The organism is Streptomyces sp. NBC_00385, from assembly GCF_035917155.1.
GTDB classification, from domain to species: domain Bacteria; phylum Actinomycetota; class Actinomycetes; order Streptomycetales; family Streptomycetaceae; genus Streptomyces; species Streptomyces poriferorum.
In genome coordinates, this window is record NZ_CP107951.1 from 3910568 (window position 1) to 3932988 (window position 22421).

The following is a 22421-nucleotide window of genomic DNA, read 5'->3' on the forward strand; positions in this document are numbered from 1 at the left end:
CACCTCCGGCCCGCCCGGATCCCGAGGACGGAACCCCGAGCCCCCGGTAAGGGGCGGGCGACAACACCGCCTTCCGCCGTACGCTCGTACACATGACGACTGACGTACCCCTCCCCGCCCCCGGACGCGAGATCCAGACGCTCGACACCCTCTCCCCCGACCAGGCGGCCGCCGTCTCCGAGCTGCTCGCGGAGGCCGCGCAGTCCGACGGCCGGCAGGCCGTGTCCGAGCAGGGGCGGCTGCAGTTGCGGGGCGGGCACCGGGAGGGCGTACGGCACTTCCTGCTGACCGCCGGCGGCACGCTGGTCGGGTACGCGCAGCTGGAGGACACCGACCCCGTCGAGGCTCCGGCCGCCGAGCTGGTCGTGCACCCCTCGCACCGCGGGCACGGGCACGGGCGGGCACTCGGGGCGGCGCTGCTCGCCGCGACCGGCAAGCGGCTGCGGGTCTGGGCCCACGGCGGCAAGTCCGCCGCGCGCCACCTCGCGCAGGTGCTCGGCCTCTCGCTCTTCCGCGAACTGCGGCAGCTGCGGCGCCCGTTGAGCCCGCTGAACATCGCCGAACCGGTGCTGCCCCCGGGCGTCACCGTCCGCACCTTCGTCCCGGGCGAGGACGACGCCGCCTGGCTCGCCGTGAACAGCGCCGCCTTCGCCCACCACCCCGAGCAGGGCTCGCTGACCCAGCGCGACCTGGACGACCGCAAGGGCGAGCCCTGGTTCGACCCGAAGGGCTTCTTCCTCGCCGAGCGCGGAACGGACGACGGCGGCTCCGAGCTGATCGGCTTCCACTGGACGAAGGTGCACGCCGACGAACAGCTCGGCGAGGTGTACGTGGTCGGCATCCGACCCGACGCGCAGGGCGGCGGCCTGGGCAAGGCGCTCACCGCGATCGGGCTGCGCCACCTCGCCTCCGAGGGGCTGCCCACCGCGATGCTCTACGTCGACGCGGACAACACGGCGGCAGTGGCCGTCTACGAGCGGATGGGCTTCACGACCCACGAGGTCGACCTGATGTACCGCACGGAGTCCTGAGCTACCGTCAGGACCACGAGGGGCGGCGTCTCTTGACGCTGCCCCTTCCTTACGCCACCCTTTCACTACTCAATTAGTGAAAGGGGTGAACATGGCACAGTCCGCAGCGGTCGAGTTCCGCATCGACCGGCGCAGCGGCGTCGCCACGTACCTCCAGATCGTCCAGCAGACCAAACAGGCCCTGCGGCTGGGACTGCTGGAGCCCGGCGACCGGCTGCCCACCGCGCGCGAGGTCGTGGAGGCCACCGCCATCAACCCGAACACCGTGCTGAAGGCGTACCGCGAGCTGGAGCGCGAGGGTCTCGTCGAGGCCAGGCGCGGCCTCGGCACCTTCGTCACCCGGGCCCTCGGCGGCGCGGCGGCGGCCGACGACGCCCCGCTGCGCGCCGAGCTCGCCGACTGGGCCGGCCGGGCCCGCGCCGCCGGCCTGGACAGGGACGACGTGAGCGCGCTCTTCACCGCCGTACTGGACAAGACGTTCGAGGGGGATCACACCGGATGACAGGCGCTGCGATCGAGGCCGTGGGCCTCGGCATGACATATCGGGGCAGAGGCGGGAACAGGGTGCTGCGCGACTGCTCGTTCCGGCTGCCCGCCGGGCGCGTGTGCGCGCTCGTCGGCCCCAACGGGGCGGGCAAGTCCACCCTGCTGGCCATCGCCGCGGGGTTCCTGCGGCCGGCCGAGGGAACGGTACGGGTGCTGGGCCTGACGCCCGCCGACGCCCGCGCCCGGATGGCCTTCGTGGCCCAGGACAAGCCGCTGTACCCACAGTTGACGGTCGCCGAGACGCTCTGGGCGGGCGCCGAGCTGAACCCCGCCACGTGGGACCAGGACACCGCCGAACGCCTCACGGAGCCGCTCCCCGGCGGTGCGAAGGTCCGCACCCTGTCGGGCGGCCAGCGCACCCGGCTCGCCCTGGCCCTCGCACTGGGCAAGCGGCCCGAACTGCTGCTCCTGGACGAGCCGATGGCCGACCTCGACCCCCTGGCGCGGCACCAGCTGATGGGCGCGCTGATGGCGGAGTCCGCCGAGCACGGCACGACCATCGTGATGTCCTCGCACATCCTCACCGAGCTGGAGGGCGCCTGCGACTACCTGCTCCTCGTCGACGGGGGCCGTATCCGCCTCGGCGGTGAGACGGACGACCTGATCGCCGCGCACACCCTGCTCACCGGCCCGGTGGGCGACCTCGCCCCGCACACCGTGGTCGAGTCCCGCACCACGGGGCGGCAGCTGACCGCACTCGTCAGGAGGGAGGGCCCGGTGGACGCGTCCGCCGGCTGGGAGACGGCCGAGCCGTCGCTGGAGGAGCTGCTGCTGGCACACCTGCGGTCACCGGACGCGCCGTCGCTGCTCACGCCGAGCGCGGACGCCCGGGCCCGTGAGGCGGTGAGCGCCGCGTGAGCGCGATCCCGGCAACCGCCCCGCCCCGCTCCACCCCGCCCCGCCCCGCCTCGTCCGGCCCCACCCTGCGCGCCAGTGCCCGGGTCCTGCTGCGCCAGCACCGGGCAGCCCTTCAGATCGCGGGCGCACTCGCTCTCGTCGGGATCGTCGTCCTGGTCGGCTTCGCGCTGCGGGCCGCCCAGGTCGCGAACACGTTCGCCGCCGACCCCTGCTCGCCGGCGGGCGCCGGTCTCGAGTGCTCCCAGACGGTCCGGAACTACCTGGACTCCATGTCGCAGTTCAGCACAGTGATCGGGTACGGAGGACTCGCGCTGATCGTCCTGCCCGGTCTCGTCGCCGCCTTCGTCGCAGGGCCGATGATCGCCAGGGAGTTCGAGAGCGGGACGTACAAGGTGTCCTGGACACAGTCCGTGTCACCCACCCACTGGCTCGTCGCCAAACTCGCCGTACCGGCCGTACTGCTGCTGTCCGGAGTGTCCGTCCTGACTGCCGTCTACGCCTGGTCCCGGTCGCGGACGAGCCCCGAGTACCCGGCCGACTGGTACGCGCGCCCCGTGTTCGGCGCGCTGGGTACGATGCCGGTCGCCTACGCCCTGCTCGGCCTCGCCCTGGGGGTACTCACCGGGCTCTTGATCAACCGCACCGTCCCCGCGATGGCCGTGGCCGTGCTCGCCACCGGAGCGGTGGCAGCGGTGCTGACCACCGTACGCAGCGCGCTGTGGCCCGTGCGGACGGCGATCAACACCGCGTCTGCCGGCAACGGCGTCGATGGCGACTCCTGGGTCCTCGGCACCGGCCGGATCACCGCCGACGGCAGTCGGCTGCCCATGGAGACCTGCTGGGAGCGTTCTCACGCGGACGAGGCCCGGTGCCTGGCGGATCACCATGTCACCGGGTTCTGGATCGACCACCACCCCGCCTCGCACTTCTGGCCCCTCCAGCTCGTCGAGACCGGCATCGTCCTCGTCCTCACCGCCGCCGCGATCGCGCTCGCCTTCCGCGTCCTGCGCCGCCGCCACGCCTGAGGGACCGGCCGTGCCCGGGGGCCCGCGGGACCCCCGGGCACGGCCACACCGCTTCCTGCATGTCATGTCGCCGTTACCGGGCATTCAGACGCCCTTGCGACCCTCTCAGGATGCAGCCAGCTGTGCCGACCCCCCGCAACGGGAGAAATCCCGGCGGAGAGCGCGCCGACCACGCGATCTCCGCGATCTCCTTCCTCTCCGACGCGCCCCCGGAGCACTCCACGCGGAAGAATGGGCCCATGAGCCAGCAGCCCAGCTCCGAGGTCCCGGTCCAGCCCACCGCCCAGCCGTCCGTCGGCTCCCTCGCCGCGCACCGGCCGCACGCCGTCGCCACCCCGTCGTCCTCCTCGGCGGCCCTGTCCACCGCGGCCGACCTCGACCCCGACATCGATGCCGACGCCGACGCGTACGAACCCGATGTCGACGGGGACGAGCTGCCGCAGGGCCGGTTCCTCGACCGGGAACGCAGTTGGCTCGCGTTCAACGAACGGGTTCTGGAACTGGCCGAGGACCCGGCGACGCCGCTCCTCGAACGGGCTAATTTCCTCGCCATCTTCGCCTCGAACCTGGACGAGTTCTTCATGGTCCGGGTGGCGGGCCTGAAGCGCCGCATCGCGACCGGTGTCGCCACCAGGTCCGCGTCCGGTCTCCAGCCCCGCGAGGTCCTCGACCTGATCTGGACCCGCTCGCGCGAACTCATGGCCCGGCACGCCGCCTGCTACCAGCAGGACGTCGCTCCCGCCCTGTCCGACGAGGGCATCCAGCTGATCCGCTGGCCTGAGCTGACCGAGAAGGAGCAGGCCCGCCTGTTCACCTTCTTCCGCCAGCGCGTCTTCCCCGTGCTGACGCCGCTGGCCGTCGACCCGGCGCACCCCTTCCCGTACATCTCCGGCCTCTCGCTCAACCTCGCCGTCGTCGTACGCAACCCGGTCAGCGGTCACCGCCACTTCGCCCGGGTCAAGGTGCCGCCGCTGCTGACCCGCTTCCTGGAGGCCTCGCCGCAGCGCTACGTCCCCATCGAGGACGTCATCGCGGCCCACCTGGAAGAGCTCTTCCCGGGGATGGAGGTCCTCGCGCACCACATGTTCCGGGTCACCAGGAACGAGGACCTGGAGGTCGAGGAGGACGACGCCGAGAATCTGCTCCAGGCCCTGGAGAAGGAGCTCATGCGGCGCCGCTTCGGCCCGCCGGTCCGCCTGGAGGTCGAGGAGTCCATCGACCCGTACGTGCTGGACCTGCTGGTCCGCGAGCTGAAGGTGTCCGACGCCGAGGTCTACCCGCTGCCCGGACCGCTCGACCTCACCGGGCTGTTCGGCATAGCGTCCCTGGACCGGCCCGAGCTGAAGTTCCCCAAGTTCATCGCCGGCACCCACCGCGACCTCGCCGAGGTGGAGTCCGCCTCCGCGCCCGACATCTTCGCCGCCCTGCGCGAACGCGACGTGCTGCTGCACCACCCGTACGACTCCTTCTCCACCTCCGTCCAGGCCTTCCTGGAGCAGGCGGCGGGCGACCCTGACGTCCTCGCGATCAAGCAGACGCTCTACCGCACCTCCGGCGACTCCCCGATAGTGGACGCCCTGATCGACGCCGCCGAGTCCGGCAAGCAGGTCCTCGTACTCGTCGAGATCAAGGCCCGCTTCGACGAGCAGGCCAACATCAAGTGGGCCCGCAAGCTGGAGGAGGCGGGCTGCCACGTCGTCTACGGGCTCGTCGGCCTGAAGACGCACTGCAAGCTGTCGCTCGTCGTCCGCCAGGAGGGCGACACCCTGCGCCGCTACTCGCACGTCGGCACGGGCAACTACCACCCCAAGACGGCCCGGCTGTACGAGGACCTCGGCCTGCTCACCGCCGACCCGCAGGTCGGCGCGGACCTCTCCGACCTCTTCAACCGGCTCTCCGGCTACTCACGCCGCGAGACCTACCGCCGGCTCCTCGTCGCCCCGAAGTCGCTGCGTGACGGGCTGATCGTCCGGATCAACAAGGAGATCGCGCACCAGCGGGCCGGCCGGCCCGCATACGTACGCATCAAGGTCAACTCGATGGTCGACGAAGCGATCATCGACGCCTGCTACCGGGCCGCGCAGGCCGGCGTCCCGGTCGACATCTGGGTCCGCGGCATCTGCGCGATCCGCCCGGGCGTCACCGGCCTCTCCGAGAACGTCCGGGTCCGCTCGGTCCTGGGCCGCTTCCTCGAACACTCCCGGGTCTTCTCCTTCGGCAACGGCGGCGAGCCCGAGGTCTGGTTCGGCAGCGCCGACATGATGCACCGCAACCTCGACCGCCGTATCGAGGCCCTGGTCCGGGTCACCGACCCCGCCCACCGGGCCGCACTCAGCCGGCTCCTGGAGACCGGCATGGCCGACACCACCTCCTCCTGGCACCTGGGCCCCGACGGGAACTGGACCCGGCACGCCACGGACGCGGAGGGCCGGCCGCTGCGCCACGTACAGGAAATGCTCATTGACGCCCGGAGGCGCCGGCGTGCGACGCCCTGACCATCAGACACAGGCGGACGTGACCGCGGGGGCGGTGCTCGCACCGTACCTGCGGGCCCAGGCCGCGGACTTCCTGCGCAGCCTGCGTCTGCACCGCGAGAACAGTGCCCCCAGCGACGCCGGGCCCCAGGCCGCCGTTCAGGCCGCCGGGGCGCTGCGCCGCTCGTCCCGCCGCATCGGCGGCACCCTGCACACGTTCCGGACGGCGCTCGACCCGCTCTGGGCCGAGCAGCTGCGCACCGAACTGGCCTGGCTCTCCGGCACGCTCGCCCGCGAGCACGCGTACGCGGACCGGCTGACCCGGCTCCTCGAAGCGCTCCACGGGCTGTCGGGCGCGCCCCTGCCCGCGGCCCGTACCGGGGCCGGTGGCGCCACCACCTCCGTCGTGGACAAGGAACGCGCCGTACTCGGCGTCGGCGCGGCGCGCGCCGGCGCCCTGCTGGAACGGCAGCTGACCCTCGCCCGGACCCGCGCCCACTCCGCGGCGCTCCAGGCGCTCGGCTCCTCGCGCTTCCATGCCGTGGCCGACGCGGTCGCGCTGCTCGCCTCCGAGGTCCCGCTGTCCGCCGAGGCCGCAGAACCCGCCGGTGAGCTGCTGCGCGAACCCGCCGACCGGGCGGAGCAGCGGCTGCTCGGTGCCGTCGCGGCGCTCCCCCCGTGCGAGACGGCCGAGCCGTACAACGAGGCGCACGACGCGCCCTGGCACCAGACCCGGCTGCTGCTGCGCCTGCACCGGTACGCCCACGAGGTGGTGCGCGGCGCCCCCGATCCGGTCCTGGCCGGCCCCGGTCACGCGCTCGACCTGCACCGGGACGCGGCGGAGGCGGCCGCGGCGGCCTCCGCGGCCGCCCGTACCCCGCGCATCGCGCCGACGACGGCGTACGCCCTGGGGGTGCTCCACGCCGACCAGCGCCACGAGGTGGAGGCGGCACGGTCGGTCTTCCGGGAGAGCTGGCCGTACGCGACGGCGGGGGCGATCCGGCCGTGACCCGGGCGGTGGGCTCCACGGTGCGGGCGGCGGGCTGCGTGCTCTGGCGCCGCCCGCCCGCCTCCGCCGGAGGCGGCGTGGAGCTCTGCCTCGTCCACCGTCCGCGCTATGGCGACTGGTCGTTCCCGAAGGGCAAGCTGAAGCGCGGCGAGTCCCCGCGGGACGCGGCCCTGCGCGAGGTCCTGGAGGAGACGGGCCACCACTGCGTGCCCGGGGCCGTGCTGCCCATGGTCCGGTACGTGGCGAACGGCCGGCCGAAAGAGGTCACGTACTGGGCGGCCGAGGCCACGGCGGGCGCCTTCGTGCCGAACGACGAGGTGGACGGCGTGCTGTGGCTCGGCCCGGCCGCCGCCCGCGCCCGCCTGACCCAGCCCCGCGACCGGGACCTGCTGGACGCTGCCCTTCGGGTGCTGCCGCGCGCTTAGGGCGCCGGGGCGGCCCGCTCCCGGGCCGGGGTTTCCGTCCTCGAACACCGGACGGGCTGAAGTGGCGTACCACCCCGGAACCAGGCCGCCCGACACGGTTCACCTTCCGTTCACCCACCCCCGCAGACCGCTTCACCTGTTCTGCCTAATTTCGGCAGTGCACGGTGCGAGGAACACACCGCACCGGACACGACTTCCGCTCCACCCACCACCTCGCACGCCGTCGTAGACCGAAACCACCGCGGCGGCTCCTGGAAGGAACACCCGAAAGTGAAGCTTCAGCGCAAGAACCGGCTTCGTGCCACCGCGCTCGGTGCCCTCGCCGTCTCCGGCGCCCTGGTCCTCACGGCGTGCGGTTCGGACAACAACAGCGGTGGCGACACCGGCGGGACCGGCGGCCAGACGAAGGCCGCGTCCAACGTCAAGTGCGACGGCGCCAAGGGCCAGCTGCGCGCCTCCGGGTCCAGCGCCCAGAAGAACGCCATGGACCTCTGGGTCAAGGAGTACATGGCCGCCTGCTCCGGCGTGGAGATCAACTACAACTCCTCCTCGTCCGGCGAGGGCATCGTCGCCTTCAACCAGGGCACCGTCGGCTTCGCCGGTTCCGACTCGGCGCTGAAGCCCGAGGAGGTCGCCGACTCGAAGAAGATCTGCAAGACCGGCCAGGGCATCAACCTCCCGATGGTCGGCGGCCCGATCGCGATCGGCTTCCACCTGGACGGCGTCGACAGCCTGACGCTGGACGCCCCCACCCTCGCCAAGATCTTCGACACGAAGATCAAGAAGTGGAACGACGAGGCCATCGCCAAGCTCAACCCGGGCGCCAAGCTCCCGGACAAGGCGATCCAGCCCTTCCACCGCTCCGAGGACTCCGGCACCACGCAGAACCTCGGCAAGTACCTCGGCGCCGCGGCCCCGAGCGACTGGAAGTACGAGGCCGAGAAGAAGTGGCCCGCCCCCGGTGGCCAGGGTGCGACCAACTCCTCCGGCGTGGCCACCCAGGTCAAGCAGGTCGACGGCTCGATCGGCTACTTCGAGCTCTCGTACGCCGCCTCGCAGCAGATCACCACGGTCGACATCAACACCGGTGGTGCCGCCCCGGTGAAGGCCTCCTCGGAGAACGCCTCCAAGGCCATCGCCGCCGCCAAGGTCAAGGGCACCGGCAAGGACCTGGCGCTCGACCTCGACTACACCACCAAGGCCGAGGGCGCGTACCCGCTGGTCCTGGTGACGTACGAGGTCGTCTGCGACACCGGCAACAAGGCCGACACCCTCGGCACCGTGAAGTCCTTCCTCACCTACACCGCCTCCGCCGACGGCCAGAAGCTGCTCACCGAGGCCGGCTACGCCCCGATCCCCGAGGCGATCAACGCCAAGGTCCGCGAGACGGTCTCCGGCCTCTCGTAGCCCGCACGCCCCGCACGACGCACGACGCAACCGGCGGCCCGGTCCGGCGCATCTCTCCGGACCGGCCCGCCACCCGACCCATCCGGTGCACCGCCGCCAGGGGAGCCCCGCAGGGACTCCCCCACACAGACCGGAAAGACCATGGCTTCCACCACACAGACAGAAATTCCACCGGCCCCGCCGGGCAGGCGCACCCGCGCCAAGTCCACCGGCCGCGTCGGTGACAAGATCTTCCTGGGCCTCTCCCGCGGCTCGGGCATCCTGCTGCTCGTGATCATGGCGTCGATCGCCGCCTTCCTCACGTACCGCGCGGCCATCGCCATCTCCGACGACGAGGGCAACTTCCTCACCACGTTCGACTGGAACCCGGCCGGTGACCCGCCCGTCTTCGGCATCGCCGTCCTGCTCTTCGGGACCGTCGTCAGCTCGATCATCGCGATGGTCATCGCGGTTCCGATCGCTGTCGGCATCGCCCTGTTCATCTCGCACTACGCGCCGCGCAAGCTGGCCGGTGCGATCGCGTACGTCATCGACCTGCTCGCCGCGGTGCCCAGCATCGTCTACGGCATCTGGGGCGCGCTCGTCCTCGTGCCGTACCTCGAAGGCCTGAACCTCTGGCTCGACCAGTTCTTCGGCTGGACGTACATCTTCGAGAAGACCGAGATCGGCGTCGCCCGCTCGCTCTTCACCGTCGGCATCCTGCTCGCGATCATGATCCTGCCGATCGTGACCAGCGTCAGCCGCGAGGTCTTCCTCCAGGTCCCGAGGATGAACGAGGAGGCCGCGCTCGCCCTCGGCGCCACCCGCTGGGAGGTCATCCGCCTCTCGGTGCTGCCCTTCGGCCGCTCGGGCGTGATCTCCGCCTCGATGCTGGGCCTGGGCCGCGCGCTCGGCGAGACGATGGCCGTCGCCACGGTCCTGTCGCCGAACTTCCTCATCTCGCTGCACGTGCTCAACCCGGGCGGCGGGACGTTCGCCCAGAACATCGCCGCGAAGTTCGGCGAGGCCGACGCGTTCGGGCGCGACGCCCTGATCGCCTCCGGCCTGGTCCTCTTCGTCCTCACCCTGCTGGTCAACGGCGCCGCGCGGCTCATCATCGCCCGCCGCAAGGAGTACTCGGGGGCCAACGCATGAGCCACGCATCCACCAGCGTCCAGGACCGCCCGACGCCCACACCGCCCGCGCCGGTGAGCAGCCTCAGCAGCCGGACCCTGCCCCGCCTGGCCCCGCTCGGCTTCGCCGTCGTCTCGATCGCCCTGGGCGTCGGCATCGGCGCGGCCGCCGGCTGGCACAGCCGGGTCCAGTGGGGCCTGCTCTCCGCGCTGCTCTTCCTGACGATCTCGTACGTCGCGACGAGCGTCGTGGAGAACAAGCGCCAGGCGAAGGACCGCCTCGCCACCAGCCTCGTCTGGGTCTGCTTCCTGATCGCCGTCGTCCCGCTGGCCTCGCTGCTCTGGACGACCATCAGCCGGGGCTCGGAGCGCCTGGACGGCTACTTCCTGACCCACTCGATGGCCGGTGTCCTCGGGCCCGAGGCCAGCGGCGGCGTCTACCACGCCCTGATCGGCACCCTGGAGCAGGTCGGCATCGCCACCCTGATCTCCGCCCCGCTCGGCCTGCTCACCGCGGTCTACCTGGTGGAGTACGGCAAGGGCGCGCTGGCCAGGGCCGTCACCTTCTTCGTCGACGTGATGACCGGCATCCCGTCCATCGTGGCCGGTCTGTTCATCCTCTCGATCATGCTGATCGCGGGTCTTGAGCCCTCCGGCCTGATGGGCGCGCTGGCCCTGACGATCCTGATGATCCCGGTCGTGGTCCGCTCCACCGAGGAGATGCTGAAGCTCGTACCCAACGAGCTCCGCGAGGCCTCCCTCGCCCTCGGCATCCCGAAGTGGCGCACCATCCTGAAGGTGGTCCTGCCGACCGCGATCGGCGGCATCGCCACCGGCGTCATGCTCGCCATCGCGCGCATCGCCGGCGAGACCGCGCCGATCATCCTGCTCGTCTTCGGCAGCCAGCTGATCAACCCGAACCCCTTCGAAGGCGCCCAGTCGTCACTGCCGTTCTACATCTACGAGCAGTACAAGATCGGTGAGGCTGCGTCCTACGACCGCGCCTGGGCCGCTGCCCTGGTCCTGATCGCCTTCGTCATGATCCTCAACCTGGTGGCCCGCGGCATCGCCCGCTGGAAGGCCCCCAAGACCGGCCGATAGGGCCAGCAGAAAGCAGTGATTCAGATGGCCAAGCGCATCGACATCAGTGGCCTGTCCGCCTTCTACGGCAGCCACAAGGCGATCGACGACATCTCCATGACCGTGGAGCCCCGCTCCGTGACCGCCTTCATCGGCCCGTCCGGCTGCGGCAAGTCCACCTTCCTGCGCACCCTGAACCGGATGCACGAGGTCACCCCCGGTGGCCGCGTCGAGGGCAAGGTGCTGCTGGACGACGAGAACCTGTACGGATCGAACGTCGACCCGGTCACCGTGCGCCGCACGGTCGGCATGGTCTTCCAGCGCCCGAACCCGTTCCCGACCATGTCGATCTTCGACAACGTCGCGGCGGGCCTGCGGCTCAACGGCTCGTACCGCAAGAACGCCCTGGCCGACATCGTGGAGAAGTCGCTGCGTGGCGCGAACCTGTGGAACGAGGTCAAGGACCGGCTGAACAAGCCCGGCTCCGGTCTCTCCGGCGGTCAGCAGCAGCGTCTGTGCATCGCCCGCGCCATCGCGGTCGAGCCCGACGTCCTGCTGATGGACGAGCCGTGCTCCGCCCTTGACCCGATCTCCACCCTCGCCATCGAGGACCTGATCGGCGAGCTGAAGGAACGCTTCACGATCGTCATCGTGACGCACAACATGCAGCAGGCGGCCCGGGTCTCGGACCGTACGGCGTTCTTCAACCTCGCGGCGGTCGGCATGCCCGGCAAGCTCGTCGAGATCGACGAGACGGAACGCATCTTCTCCAACCCCTCGGTCCAGGCCACGGAGGACTACATCTCCGGCCGCTTCGGCTGAGGGTTCCCGCAGACGGCCTTGGGGTGCTGCATGGCGGTGCCACCACAAGGCGAAGGGTCCGCCCCGCTCTCCTCACGGAGGGCGGGGCGGACCCGTTCGTACGGTGTGCGGGCCGGCGGTCAGCCGAACAGCAGGACGACAACCCCGTAGCTCGCGGCAGCGACCAGCGCCGCCGCCGGCATCGTGATGAACCACCCCAGGATGATGTTCTTCGCGACACCCCAGCGGACCGCGTTCACCCGCTTCGTGGCGCCGACACCCATGATCGCCGAGGTGATGACGTGCGTCGTCGAGATCGGCGCGTGGAACAGGAACGCCGAACCGAACATGATCGAGGCCCCCGTCGTCTCCGCGGCGAAACCCTGCGGCGGGTCCAGCTCGATGATCTTCCGGCCGAGCGTACGCATGATGCGCCAGCCACCGGCGTACGTACCCAGCGACAGCATCAGCGCGCAGACGAGCTTCACCCAGACCGGGATCGGGTCGCTGTACGTCTCGTGGCCGGAGATGACCAGGGCCATCACCACGATGCCCATCGTCTTCTGCGCGTCCTGCAGACCGTGACCGAGCGCCATGCCCGCGGCCGAGACGGTCTGTGCGATCCGGAAGCCGCGCTTGGCCTTGTGCGGGTTGGACTTCCGGAACATCCACATGATGGCGACCATCACGAGATAGCCGGCCACCAGGCCGATCACCGGCGAGATGAACATCGGGATGACGACCTTGTCGAGCACCCCGTCCCAGTGCACCAGCGTCCCGCCCGCGAGCGCGGCTCCGACCATTCCGCCGAACAGGGCATGGGACGACGACGAGGGCAGGCCGAAGTACCAGGTGATCAGGTTCCAGATGATGGCGCCGACCAGGGCGGCGAAGAGGATTCCCATCCCCTTGTCGCCCGTGGGCGTAGCGATCAGGCCCTCGCTGACGGTCTTGGCGACCCCGCTGCCGAGGAACGCGCCGGCGAGGTTCATCACCGCCGCCATGGCCAGGGCCGCACGGGGGGTGAGCGCGCGGGTGGAGACCGACGTGGCGATGGCGTTCGCCGAGTCGTGGAAGCCGTTCGTGTACGTGAAGCCGAGCGCGACGCCGATGGTCACGACCAGTACAAAGGTGTCCACGTGGTTCAGGACTCCTTGACCGCGATGGTCTCCACCGTGTTCGCGACGTGCTCGAACGCGTCCGCAGCCTCTTCCAGCACGTCCACGATCTGCTTCAGCTTCAGGACCTCTATGGCGTCGTACTTGCCGTTGAAGAGCTGGGCGAGCAGCTTGCGGTGGATCTGGTCGGCCTGGTTCTCCAGGCGGTTGACCTCGATCCAGTACTCGGTGAGGTTGTCCATGGTCCGCAGGTTCGGCATGGCCGCGGCGGTCAGTTCGGCCGCCCGCGCCAGTACCTCGACCTGCTGCTCGACGCCCTTCGGCAGCTCGTCCACCTGGTACAGAACGACCAGGTCGACGGCCTCCTCCATGAAGTCCATGATGTCGTCGAGCGACGAGGCGAGGTTGTAAATGTCCTCGCGGTCGAAGGGCGTAATGAATGAGGAGTTCAGCTGGTGGAAGATCGCGTGGGTGGCATCGTCCCCCGCGTGCTCCGCTGCCCGCATGCGCTCCGCGATCTCGACTCGGGAGGCAGAATCCGCCCCGAGCAGTTCCATCAGGAGTTTCGAGCCCGTGACGATGTTGTCCGCGGATGCGGAGAACATGTCGTAGAAGCTCGTCTCCCTGGGGGTCAGACGAAAGCGCACGTGGGGTCCTCGGGGTGCTTTGGATTCGGTCAGGCTGATGCTAGGCGCATCATCCGGCCACGGCTAACCGGCATTCTTCAGTGTCGCGCATCAGGCACAGTGATCAGCACGGGGCCCCGGTCACGTTTCAGCTGAATTCGTTAAGATATACCCACCAGGGGTATATAAACGGCAGGGTAAAGGGAAAACGGGAGGCAGCAATGACCACTACCGAGGCCACCGAGGCGGATCGGTCGCCCGACGCGGCGCCCGGCGCGGGTACGGCCGACGCCACGGCTCCCGCCGAAGCGATCGTGACCGACCACGACCGCGGGATCCACGGCTACCACCACCAGAAGGCCGAACACCTCAAGCGCCTGCGCCGCATCGAGGGCCAGATCCGCGGCCTGCAGCGCATGGTCGACGAGGACGTCTACTGCATCGACATACTCACCCAGGTGTCGGCGTCCACCAAGGCGCTCCAGTCCTTCGCGCTCCAGCTGCTGGAGGAGCACCTGCGCCACTGCGTCGCCGATGCCGCGGTCAAGGGCGGCGAGGAGATCGACGCGAAGGTCGAGGAGGCCACCAAGGCCATCGCCCGCCTGCTGCGCACCTGATCAGAGCCTCGGCCCGCGCCTGTCGCCCGCCCCGTCACCCCCGGTGGTCCGCCTGCCGGGGGACGGTGGTGCGCTCGGTGACCACCTTCACATCGAGCACCTCGTCGATACGGTCGGCGCTGAGCCGCTCCCCGATGGCCGCGGACGCCGCGATCATCAGCTCCCCGCAGAGCTCGATCTCGGCGAGAGCCACATGGTCCGATACGGTCCGCGGGCTGAGCGTCACCACGTCACTCACCTCTCACTGCCGTCGCCGACTTCCCAGGGTAGGGACCGCGGCACACACCGCGCATGGCACGGACGGACCATTTCACCGCCGCCGGATGCCTAGGGACTGCCTACGGACGGCCCGGTTCCGGCCTGGTTCCGGTCCGGAGTTCCCGGTGCGCGCCCCTGTTCGATCTCTCCGGTGTAGATGTCGCGCGCATCCGGCAACGGTACGGAGACCGCCACACCGAACCCGTACAGAAGCGTCGTCGACACCACCTCACGCGTCTGCCCCTCGTTGGCGAAGCTGAACCGGTGGCGGACCTTGCGCAGCCGGCCCTGCTCGTCCAGATACGCGTCGAACGGCACCGAGTCCGTACGGAACCCGTTCGCCGCCGCCGTCAGCGCACCGCGCGAAGCGGCCGAGGCCCGGCGCGCGGCGCGTCCGATGTCGGCGGTTCCCCGGTAGTGCCGCACGGTGACCCCGGCCAGATCGGTCTCGCCCACGTACGTCACCGCGCTCACCCCGCCGAGCAGTTCGGCCGCGGCCATCGGGTCGGTGACCCCGCCGGTCACCAGGTTGCCGTCCGCCAGCGCCGTCGTGTCGATCCTGACCCACTTGTCGGCGGGCACCCCGGCCCCGCGGTTCATCATGTACAGCGCACCCGGAGCCAGCAGTTCCGTGATGGGCCGGTGCTCGTCCTCGCCCGCCGGGTCCTGCGGCAGCACGACCTTGAGCCGGCCGGACTGGGTACGGAAGTCGTACGTCCCCTTGCCCCGGATCGTCACGCGGGTGCCGCCGGCCGCCGTCTCCATGGACGTGACCACCTCGGCGCTCCCGGCCGCGGCCCCGGAGCCCGGCCCCACCAGCACCGCCGCGGCCCGCCGCACCGCCGCGACGGCGCCCGGACCGGACCGGTCGTCGGCCGCGGCACGATCCCCGCCCCCGCCGTCCCCGGCGCACCCGGCGGCCGCCACCATCACGCCCACGACCGCGAGGGCGCACACAGCGCGCGTCCCGCCTCCGGACCTGTGCTGCTGCACCACCATCGCCTGCCAACCCCCAACGCCGACCGCCTGCCCGAGCTCCCCACCCGTTCCGCATAACGACGGCCCGTGCCCCCCGTAACGCCGCCCGCACACCCCTCACCGCCGGACGGCCCCGCCCAGTACCTTGGACGCGTGTACGACCAACACACCGCAGAGGTCCCGCCGGCCGTCCCACCGGCCCGGCCCGCCCACGAAGCCACCACCGTCGAACGCGGCTCGTTCTGCACGGCCCGCTGCAGCTGCGGCTGGTCGGGCCCGGCCCGCCGCTCCCGCGACCGGGCCCGTACGGACGCCGAGGACCACCGCGCCACCACGGCCTGACCACCGGCCTCCACTCTCGCCCTCCCTCCCCCCACTCCGGAGGTCCGATGCCCCTGCCGAACCGGCGCACCGTCCTGACCGCCGGCGCCGCGGCCGTACTCACCGCCGCCACCGCCGCGTGCGACGGCACGAGCCCCGGCCCCCCGGCCGCCGGCCCCACCCCGGCCACGTCGACGGCCACGACCGGTTCCCCCGCCGCACCGTCGCCGACCTCACCGGCCGTTCCGGCGGACTGGCCGGCCCTGGCCAAGAGCCTCGCCGGTTCCCTCGTGCGCCCCGACGACGCGGCCTACCCGACCGCCCGTCAGCTCTACAACACCCGCTACGACGGCCAGGAACCGGCCGCGGTCGCCTACGTCCGGCACGAGGCGGACATCCGCGAGTGCCTGGCCTTCGCCCGGCGCAGCGCCGTACCCGTCGCCATCCGCAGCGGCGGCCACTCCTACGGCGGCTGGTCGAGCGGCAACGGACGGCTGGTCGTTGACGTCTCGTCACTCAACGGCGTCGACCGGAACGGCACGATCGGCGCGGGAGCCCGGCTCCTCGACGTCTACCAGGGCCTCGCCGCGCACGGCCTGACCGTCCCCGGCGGCTCCTGCCCCACGGTCGGCATCTCCGGCCTGACCCTCGGCGGCGGTCACGGCGTCGCCTCGCGCGCGTACGGTCTGACGTGCGACAGCCTCACGGGCGCGACGCTCGTCACCGCCGACGGCAGGACGCTCACCACCGACGCCAAGCACCATCCCGACCTGTTCTGGGCGCTGCGCGGCGCGGGCAACGGCAACTTCGGCGTCGTCACCGAGCTCCGCTTCCGTACCCGCCCCGCGCCGCAGACCGTCGCCGCGTACATGTCGTGGCCGTGGTCGCGCGCCCGGGCCGTGGTGACGGCCTGGCAGGAGTGGGGCCCGGACCAGCCGGACGAGATCTGGTCCGCCGCACACGTCGCGGCGGGCCCGGCCGGCGGCAACCCGACCGTGTCGGTGTCGGCGTTCAGTCTCGGCACGTACGGCGACCTGCAGAACGCCGTCGACCGCCTCGCCGACCGGATCGGTGCCTCCGCGTCCTCCGTCTCGCTGCGCCGCCGCAGCTACCAGGAGGCGATGCTCGTGTACGCGGGCTGCTCCGGCATCACGGACGCCCAGTGCCACTTGCCCGGCACCACACCGGGCCGCGATCCGCAGGGTTCGCTCCAGCGCGAGACGTACGCGGCGGCGTCCGACTTCTACGACCGCTCCCTGCCCCCGGGCGGCGTCCAGACCCTCCTCGACCGGACCGAGGCCTTCACCCGGATCCCCGAGGACCAGGGCGGCGGCGGCTCGGTCGCCCTCACCGCCCTGGGCGGCGCGATCAACCGGATCGACCCGCGGTCCACCGCGTTCGTCCACCGCGGTTCGCGGGTGCTGGCCCAGTACATCGGGGCGTGGCGCACGGGGACGGCCGGCACCGCTCAGCAGAAGTGGCTGAAAGACACCCATGCCGCGCTGCGCCCTTACGCCTCGGGGGCGGCCTACCAGAACTACGCGGACCCGGCCCTGACGGACTGGCGCTCGGCCTACTACGGCTCTGCGCTGGCCCGGCTCGGCGAGGTGAAGAAGCAGTACGACCCGGAGGGGTTCTTCACGTACCCGCAATCACTGTGACGCGCGGCCTCCGGCTGACCGCCCCTCACCCTCCACGCCAAGGGCTGTCCCGCAATTCCTGGCGGGACAGCCCTCAGGCGGCCAGCCCTTTCTCGCCTTCCGAGCCACCGCCCGAACCGGGCCGCGGCTCGGGGATCCCGAGCGCCTCGCCACCGTCCCCGGCCGCCGCCGCGAGCGGGCTGCGCGACCTGACCAGCCTGCCCAGCCGGCCCGACCGCGCGACGGCGCCCACCAGGGGGGTGAGCAGCATCATGGCGAGCGGCGCGAGGAGCAGCGCGGCGGCGGTGCCGAGCGCGAAGCCGCCGATGACGTCGGTCGGGTAGTGAACACCCATGTAGATCCGGCAGAACCCTTCCAGCAGGGCGAGCGCGATCGCCGCGATGCCGAACTTCCGGTTCGCCACGAAGAGCCCGACGCCCAGGGCCATCGCCATGGTGGCGTGATCACTGACGAAGGAGAAGTCGTTCTTCCCGTCCACCAGGACGTCGAGGCCCTGGTGGTCCTTGAACGGACGCGGCCGTTCCACGAATCCACGGATCGGGATGTTGATCAGGAGGGCGATCCCGGCCGCGAGCGGTGCCCAGACGAGCCCGGCGACCGCGCTCACCGAATCCTCGGCCGTGCCGCGCCGGCGGACGCTCCACCAGCACCACAGGACCACCAGGACCATACCGAGCATGATTCCGTACTCACCGACGAACTCCATGACCCGGTCGAACCAGGTGGGAGCGGACTTCGCGAGCCCGTTGATGTCGTAGAGCAGGCTGACATCGGGGTTCGACCCATCCAGTGCGAGTCCAGCCATCTGCCGCGGCCCCTTGCCTTGTCTGCTGCTGCGGCACACACCCATGTGCGCCGCTATGACGAACCCCCGTATTCGGTTCGGTCACTTACGTGCGTCGGGGCGACGCTAGGTCAGTGGCTGCGGCCCCGGTCCAACCAGAGAACGACGCGTCCCGTGCGTACGTTCCACTCTCTACCGAATGATCACCATGACGTTATCGAAGAGTGACTCATCGTCGCAGCTCAGGGCCCAGGCTTCACAGAGAGTTCCGGCCACCGACGCCCCCACGTCAGGCCGCCGGCTGAGCGGTCGGGAGGGCCGCGGCACCGTCCTTGGTGACGCGGGTCGCACCGAAGTAGTCGGGTGTGTCGATCTTGTCGAACCGGATGACGGCACCGGTGTACGGGGCGTTGATCATGTACCCGCCCCCGACGTACAGACCGACGTGGTGAATGGCCCGCGAGTTGCTGAGATCGTCGGAGAAGAACACCAGATCCCCGGGGAGCAGCTCGTCGCGCGAGGGGTGCGGCCCGGCGTTGTACTGATCGTTCGCCACACGTGGCAGCTCGATGTCGACGGTCCGGTACGCGGCCTGGGTCAGCCCCGAACAGTCGAACCGGCCGCCCTGCTCCGGAGTGCCGTTGCCGCCCCACAGGTACTTCGTACCGAGCTTCTTCTGGGCGAAGTAGATGGCACCCGCGGCCTGCTGAGACGGCTGCACCCGCCCGACGGGCCGGGCGAAGCTCTTCTCCAGGGTCCGGATGATCTTGACGTAGTTCTGGGTCTCCGCGATGGCGGGGACCCCGCCGGACTTGATGACCCGGTACGCACCTGCGTTGTAGGCGGCCAGCATGTTGTCGGTCGGGTCCCCCGGCACCTTCTTCACGTACCCGGCCAGCTCGCAGTCGTACGAGGCGGCGGACGGAATCGCATCGGCCGGATCCCAGACGTCCCGGTCCCCGTCGTTGTCCCCGTCGAGCCCGTGCGAGGCCCAGGTTCCCGGGATGAACTGCGCGATGCCCTGGGCTGCGGCCGGACTCTGCGCACGCGGATTCCAGCCGCTCTCCTGGTAGAGCTGGGCGGCGAGGAGGGCGGGGTTGATGGCAGGGCAGAGGTTGCCCCACTTCTGCACCAGAGGCTGGTACTTGGCCGGCACAGCCCCCTTGGCCAACGCCACGGCCCCACCGCCGCCGCCCGTGAGGCCGGCGGCGGCGGAGTACGTACCGACGACGAGCAGCGCCACGAAGAGCATGGCGAAGCCGACGCCGATCCCACCTGCCATCCAGTATTTCCGCACCCCTCAACCATCCCCTATCGGTGGGGGGTTCATGGGTGTTTTCGACGGTGTGTACGAGTCATTGGGGTCACTGATGGGCCATCAGGATGCGCCGGTGGACCAGAAGTCGGAGTGGACGTTGGGGCGGGGAAGGGGGTAGACCCCGTCGTAGGACGGACCGTTGGGCGCTGCGGTTGACTCGGCCACGGCGGACTCCTCCACGCAGGGGCTGTCTACTTCGAAGAAGGCTTGCCCTTGCCCTCCGACGCTCAGCGTTACGCCGAATCCGTCGTTTGTCTGCGCATAGATCGCGGGCACGTCACCGTCGTTGTTAATCGCTTTGATCCTATACCCGCTCTTACGCCAAAATCGATCTACTACCCCCAGGAGGCTACCGCGCCGCTGTTCGGAAACAATCGTCATAACGACACGCATTCGCGATACATCACAGCTCCCTGAACTGGTCGGACCGTGCGCCCATTGGACCGCGGGTTTAACCTCCGCGAGGACAGCATCAAGAATTCTATCTGCCCGATCTGCGGCATCCTGCATGTTCATCTTGGCGCTCCCATCCCCGTCAGACTTCCCCGATCCATGTTCGCATCCCACTAGCGACCCCCACAGGAGCAGCACTCCGACTGCAACCGAAACCCTGACCTTCAACGTGGCTCCTCCGTCTTAACCTTGTCAGCCCGTCCAGCAGCAATCAAAGCGATACTGTCCGAAGACATGGCATCACGTTTCGGGTCGAAATATTGAGAGTGCGCATCGATGGATACCCCATTACTCCCGATGACCTGCGGCCCCTCGTTCACTGGAAAGCGCCTGGCGCCGAATGCCCCACTTGCCGGGTCTCTCCCAAACCAGAGGTCGTCGTCATCTTGATCAGCCACCCCTCCAAGGATGTGCGCACCTACAGGCCCAGTAGCGGCTAGAACAGCAACACCGACTGCGCTCTGCTGCTTCGAAGGAAGCTTGGTCACGACATCATTTTCTGCTGCACCAACGAAAACGTGATCCCTGCCTACGCCGAGATCCTCAGCACGATCTACGCCAACTCCCGGGCTCCCAACCAGGACGATGTCGTCAACTCCTGGAATACCACCGCCGTGCTGTGTGGCAGCGCCTACCGTGCGGGATCCATATGAGTGCCCAATAGCCGTAATGTGCGGATCATCATTCTCATTGGTAGCCGACAGGCCACCCATGAACTGGTGGAACGAATTCCCGCCCTTGACAGCTTTTTCATTTCCCATTACATCCAGACTGCCAAGACCATCTGGTGACTGGGGGGCGTCATAGCCCAGCCAAACAATCGAGGCATTCGAGTGGTCGTACTTACTGACGCCCTTGGCGGTGTCCAATGCCCGCTTAAGGTCATTCTTCGCAAAATCCGCATCCAACGACGTATTCAACCCCGGCACATAAGCCGAAACATTCCGCGCCGTATCCGGATTCCCGTAAGAAACGATCGCGCGACCGTTCCCCTCGTCACCGATGCCAAGCAAATACATAGGCGGCTGCCGCCCCGCCTGCAACTGCCGATCGATTTCCCGCAGCCCCGCCAACTGCGTCTCCGCCCGCTCCCCGTCCCGCCCCTCCAGCTTGCCGATCAGCAACTGCAGGTTGTCGCGGTTGGCCGTGTCGCGGACCAGGGCCGGGATGCCGTCCAGGTTGCCGATCTGGTCCGGGTACACCGCGAGGTACTCCTCGCGCTGTTCGTCCGTCAGGCCCGCCCACCACTCCCGCCGCGCCGCCGGACTCGCGTCGTAGGGGATGCGCGACCTCAGGTACCCCCCAGCCACGTCCCGGACCACCGCCGCGTCGCCCGCCGCGTCCGTCCACGTCCGGTCCGGGACCCTCAGGCCCTCCTCGGCCTTGAGCTTCCGCAGGATCCTGGCGAACCGCCAGTCGACCTCGGCCGCCGTCCGGACCGCTTTCGCCACCCGGTCCGCGATGTCCTGCGCCTTGGCCGTGTTGGGGTTCGGGGCCACCAGCCCCGACGGCGGCAGCAGCCCCGGCGCACCCTTCGCCGACGCCGTTCCGCCCGCCAACGGCTTCCCGTCGACCAGGCCCTCCCCCGCCTCCGGATACGTCACCGACCCGTCCGCGTGCACGGTGAACCTCAGCGCCTGCGCATCCTCCAACGCCTCGCGCAACACCCGCTGCTGAGCCTTCATCTCGTGCGCCAGGCTGTTCAGCGTCGTACGGACGAGGCCGCACTCCGTGTACACGTACTGAAGGTTCCGGCTCAGCTGCCGCAGCCTCCCCACCGCCGCGTCCGCCGCCGCGCCCTGCTGCGTCTCGCGCAGTCCGTTCAGCAGCTGCTTCTCGATCCGGTCCCGCCCGGCATCGGCCCGATTGCTCGCCTTGCCCCAGCCGTCGGCCGCGCCCTCCAGCTCGGAGCAGTTCAGGTCCCGTAACTGCGCCCAGGTCAGGCCGGACGTCCCGGCGGTCATCGCTCGACCCCCCGCGTCCGCCGCGCCACGGGGGCGAAGGACGACTTCACGGTCTCGTTCGTCTCACCCTGCGCCCGGGCGACCGCCCGAAGGTTGCCGGCCAGCGCGCCGCACTCACGGCGCGCCGTTTCGAAGCGCCGCTCCCACGACTCGCGTACGGCACCCAGTTCCGCCAGCGCACTCAGGCCGACCGTCCCCGCGAGCAGCCCCTCGTGCGCGGTCGCCAGCTCCGTCCTCACCGGGCCGAGGTGCACTCCCATCCCCTCCGCGCCCCCGGCAGCCCGCAACCACGCCCCGTCGCTGTGCCTCAGCTGGTCCCCGCCGGTCCCCGGACCCGTGCCACCGGCCAGGTCACTCAGTCTCTGCCGCCCACCGGGCTGTCCCACCACGGTCACACCACTCACCCCGCTCCTTGATCGTGGAGCGGACTGTCCCAAACCCCGCAGGTACGACACGCCGCGCCGACACACGTACGAAGGCCGGGACGAGCGGGATTCCCCGGCCCGCCGGGGCCCCCTCCGCCGGTCGCATCGCTCGGAGATCACCCGAACGGTG

At 70.2% G+C, this 22421-nt stretch carries 23 protein-coding genes; 14 read left to right on the forward strand and 9 right to left on the reverse strand.

The features are described from left to right. Nucleotides 1-92 precede the first annotated feature (92 nt). The 11 genes from mshD (at nt 93) to pstB (ending at nt 11789) form a co-directional block, all read left to right on the forward strand. Nucleotides 93-1031 (forward strand): mycothiol synthase, encoded by a 939-nt coding sequence (gene mshD / locus OG959_RS17250; RefSeq protein WP_326659427.1) that lies wholly within the window; start codon nt 93-95, stop codon nt 1029-1031. A gap of 91 nt (nt 1032-1122) precedes the next feature. Continuing rightward, nucleotides 1123-1533 (forward strand): GntR family transcriptional regulator, encoded by a 411-nt coding sequence (locus OG959_RS17255; RefSeq protein ID WP_326659429.1) that lies wholly within the window; start codon nt 1123-1125, stop codon nt 1531-1533. After that, complete coding sequence (locus OG959_RS17260) at nt 1530-2435, forward strand: ABC transporter ATP-binding protein (protein WP_326659432.1); 906 nt, start codon at nt 1530-1532, stop codon at nt 2433-2435. Before OG959_RS17255 ends, OG959_RS17260 begins: the two co-directional genes overlap by 4 nt. Further along, the gene (locus OG959_RS17265; protein WP_326659434.1) at nt 2432-3460 is read left to right on the forward strand and encodes a hypothetical protein; all 1029 of its coding nucleotides are present in this window, start codon (nt 2432-2434) and stop codon (nt 3458-3460) included. Before OG959_RS17260 ends, OG959_RS17265 begins: the two co-directional genes overlap by 4 nt. 239 nt (nt 3461-3699) lie before the next feature. Then, complete coding sequence (locus OG959_RS17270; RefSeq protein ID WP_219567629.1) at nt 3700-5955, forward strand: RNA degradosome polyphosphate kinase; 2256 nt, start codon at nt 3700-3702, stop codon at nt 5953-5955. Beyond that, nucleotides 5942-6943: a CHAD domain-containing protein gene (locus tag OG959_RS17275; RefSeq protein WP_326659436.1), complete on the forward strand. Its 1002-nt coding sequence runs from the start codon at nt 5942-5944 to the stop codon at nt 6941-6943. The genes OG959_RS17270 and OG959_RS17275 overlap by 14 nt, the downstream gene beginning before the upstream one ends. An 8-nt stretch (nt 6944-6951) precedes the next feature. Continuing rightward, complete coding sequence (locus OG959_RS17280; protein ID WP_326666434.1) at nt 6952-7368, forward strand: NUDIX hydrolase; 417 nt, start codon at nt 6952-6954, stop codon at nt 7366-7368. A 270-nt stretch (nt 7369-7638) separates the two neighbouring features. Beyond that, nucleotides 7639-8775 (forward strand): phosphate ABC transporter substrate-binding protein PstS, encoded by a 1137-nt coding sequence (gene pstS, locus OG959_RS17285; protein ID WP_219567627.1) that lies wholly within the window; start codon nt 7639-7641, stop codon nt 8773-8775. A 141-nt stretch (nt 8776-8916) separates the two neighbouring features. Continuing rightward, a complete protein-coding gene (gene pstC, locus OG959_RS17290; RefSeq protein WP_219567626.1) occupies nt 8917-9909 on the forward strand; it encodes a phosphate ABC transporter permease subunit PstC in 993 nt (330 codons plus the stop codon). Continuing rightward, the gene (pstA, locus tag OG959_RS17295) at nt 9906-10988 is read left to right on the forward strand and encodes a phosphate ABC transporter permease PstA (RefSeq protein WP_326659441.1); all 1083 of its coding nucleotides are present in this window, start codon (nt 9906-9908) and stop codon (nt 10986-10988) included. Before pstC ends, pstA begins: the two co-directional genes overlap by 4 nt. 24 nt (nt 10989-11012) lie before the next feature. Then, nucleotides 11013-11789, forward strand: coding sequence for a phosphate ABC transporter ATP-binding protein PstB (gene pstB, locus OG959_RS17300; protein ID WP_326659443.1), 777 nt, complete (start codon nt 11013-11015; stop codon nt 11787-11789). Between the two features lie 119 nt (nt 11790-11908). Here the strand turns inward: pstB and OG959_RS17305 are convergent, their stop codons facing one another. Together OG959_RS17305 and OG959_RS17310 are read right to left on the reverse strand one after the other, a co-directional pair. After that, the gene (locus OG959_RS17305; RefSeq protein WP_326659445.1) at nt 11909-12907 is read right to left on the reverse strand and encodes an inorganic phosphate transporter; all 999 of its coding nucleotides are present in this window, start codon (nt 12905-12907) and stop codon (nt 11909-11911) included. Nucleotides 12908-12912: 5 nt separating this feature from the next. Next, complete coding sequence (locus OG959_RS17310; protein WP_148019498.1) at nt 12913-13533, reverse strand: DUF47 domain-containing protein; 621 nt, start codon at nt 13531-13533, stop codon at nt 12913-12915. 200 nt (nt 13534-13733) lie between these two features. Here OG959_RS17310 and OG959_RS17315 point away from each other — a divergent pair, with 200 nt between their 5' ends. Further along, nucleotides 13734-14129, forward strand: coding sequence for a metal-sensitive transcriptional regulator (locus OG959_RS17315; protein ID WP_326659448.1), 396 nt, complete (start codon nt 13734-13736; stop codon nt 14127-14129). Nucleotides 14130-14163: 34 nt separating this feature from the next. Here OG959_RS17315 and OG959_RS17320 read toward each other — a convergent pair whose 3' ends face one another. Then, on the reverse strand, nt 14164-14358 hold the full coding sequence (locus OG959_RS17320; RefSeq protein WP_326659450.1) for a hypothetical protein: 195 nt from the start codon (nt 14356-14358) through the stop codon (nt 14164-14166). Nucleotides 14359-14456: 98 nt separating this feature from the next. Next, entirely contained in the window at nt 14457-15386 is a 930-nt protein-coding gene (locus OG959_RS17325; protein ID WP_326659452.1) for a hypothetical protein, read from the reverse strand. A 132-nt stretch (nt 15387-15518) separates the two neighbouring features. Between OG959_RS17325 and OG959_RS17330 the strand changes: the two genes are divergently transcribed. Both OG959_RS17330 and OG959_RS17335 read left to right on the forward strand, forming a co-directional pair. Then, a complete protein-coding gene (locus OG959_RS17330) occupies nt 15519-15707 on the forward strand; it encodes a hypothetical protein (protein WP_326659454.1) in 189 nt (62 codons plus the stop codon). A 47-nt stretch (nt 15708-15754) separates the two neighbouring features. Beyond that, nucleotides 15755-17347, forward strand: coding sequence for an FAD-binding oxidoreductase (locus OG959_RS17335; protein ID WP_326659455.1), 1593 nt, complete (start codon nt 15755-15757; stop codon nt 17345-17347). A 73-nt stretch (nt 17348-17420) separates the two neighbouring features. Here OG959_RS17335 and OG959_RS17340 read toward each other — a convergent pair whose 3' ends face one another. The 5 genes from OG959_RS17340 to OG959_RS17355 form a co-directional block, all read right to left on the reverse strand. Further along, nucleotides 17421-18152, reverse strand: coding sequence for a phosphatase PAP2 family protein (locus OG959_RS17340; RefSeq protein WP_326659457.1), 732 nt, complete (start codon nt 18150-18152; stop codon nt 17421-17423). Between the two features lie 268 nt (nt 18153-18420). Further along, the gene (locus tag OG959_RS17345) at nt 18421-19413 is read right to left on the reverse strand and encodes a C40 family peptidase (RefSeq protein ID WP_326659459.1); all 993 of its coding nucleotides are present in this window, start codon (nt 19411-19413) and stop codon (nt 18421-18423) included. Between the two features lie 96 nt (nt 19414-19509). Next, nucleotides 19510-19965, reverse strand: coding sequence for a hypothetical protein (locus tag OG959_RS38715; RefSeq protein WP_442805586.1), 456 nt, complete (start codon nt 19963-19965; stop codon nt 19510-19512). A gap of 101 nt (nt 19966-20066) precedes the next feature. Then, entirely contained in the window at nt 20067-21866 is a 1800-nt protein-coding gene (locus tag OG959_RS17350) for an alpha/beta hydrolase (protein ID WP_326659461.1), read from the reverse strand. Further along, entirely contained in the window at nt 21863-22270 is a 408-nt protein-coding gene (locus OG959_RS17355) for a hypothetical protein (protein ID WP_326659463.1), read from the reverse strand. The genes OG959_RS17350 and OG959_RS17355 overlap by 4 nt, the downstream gene beginning before the upstream one ends. Nucleotides 22271-22421 lie beyond the last annotated feature (151 nt).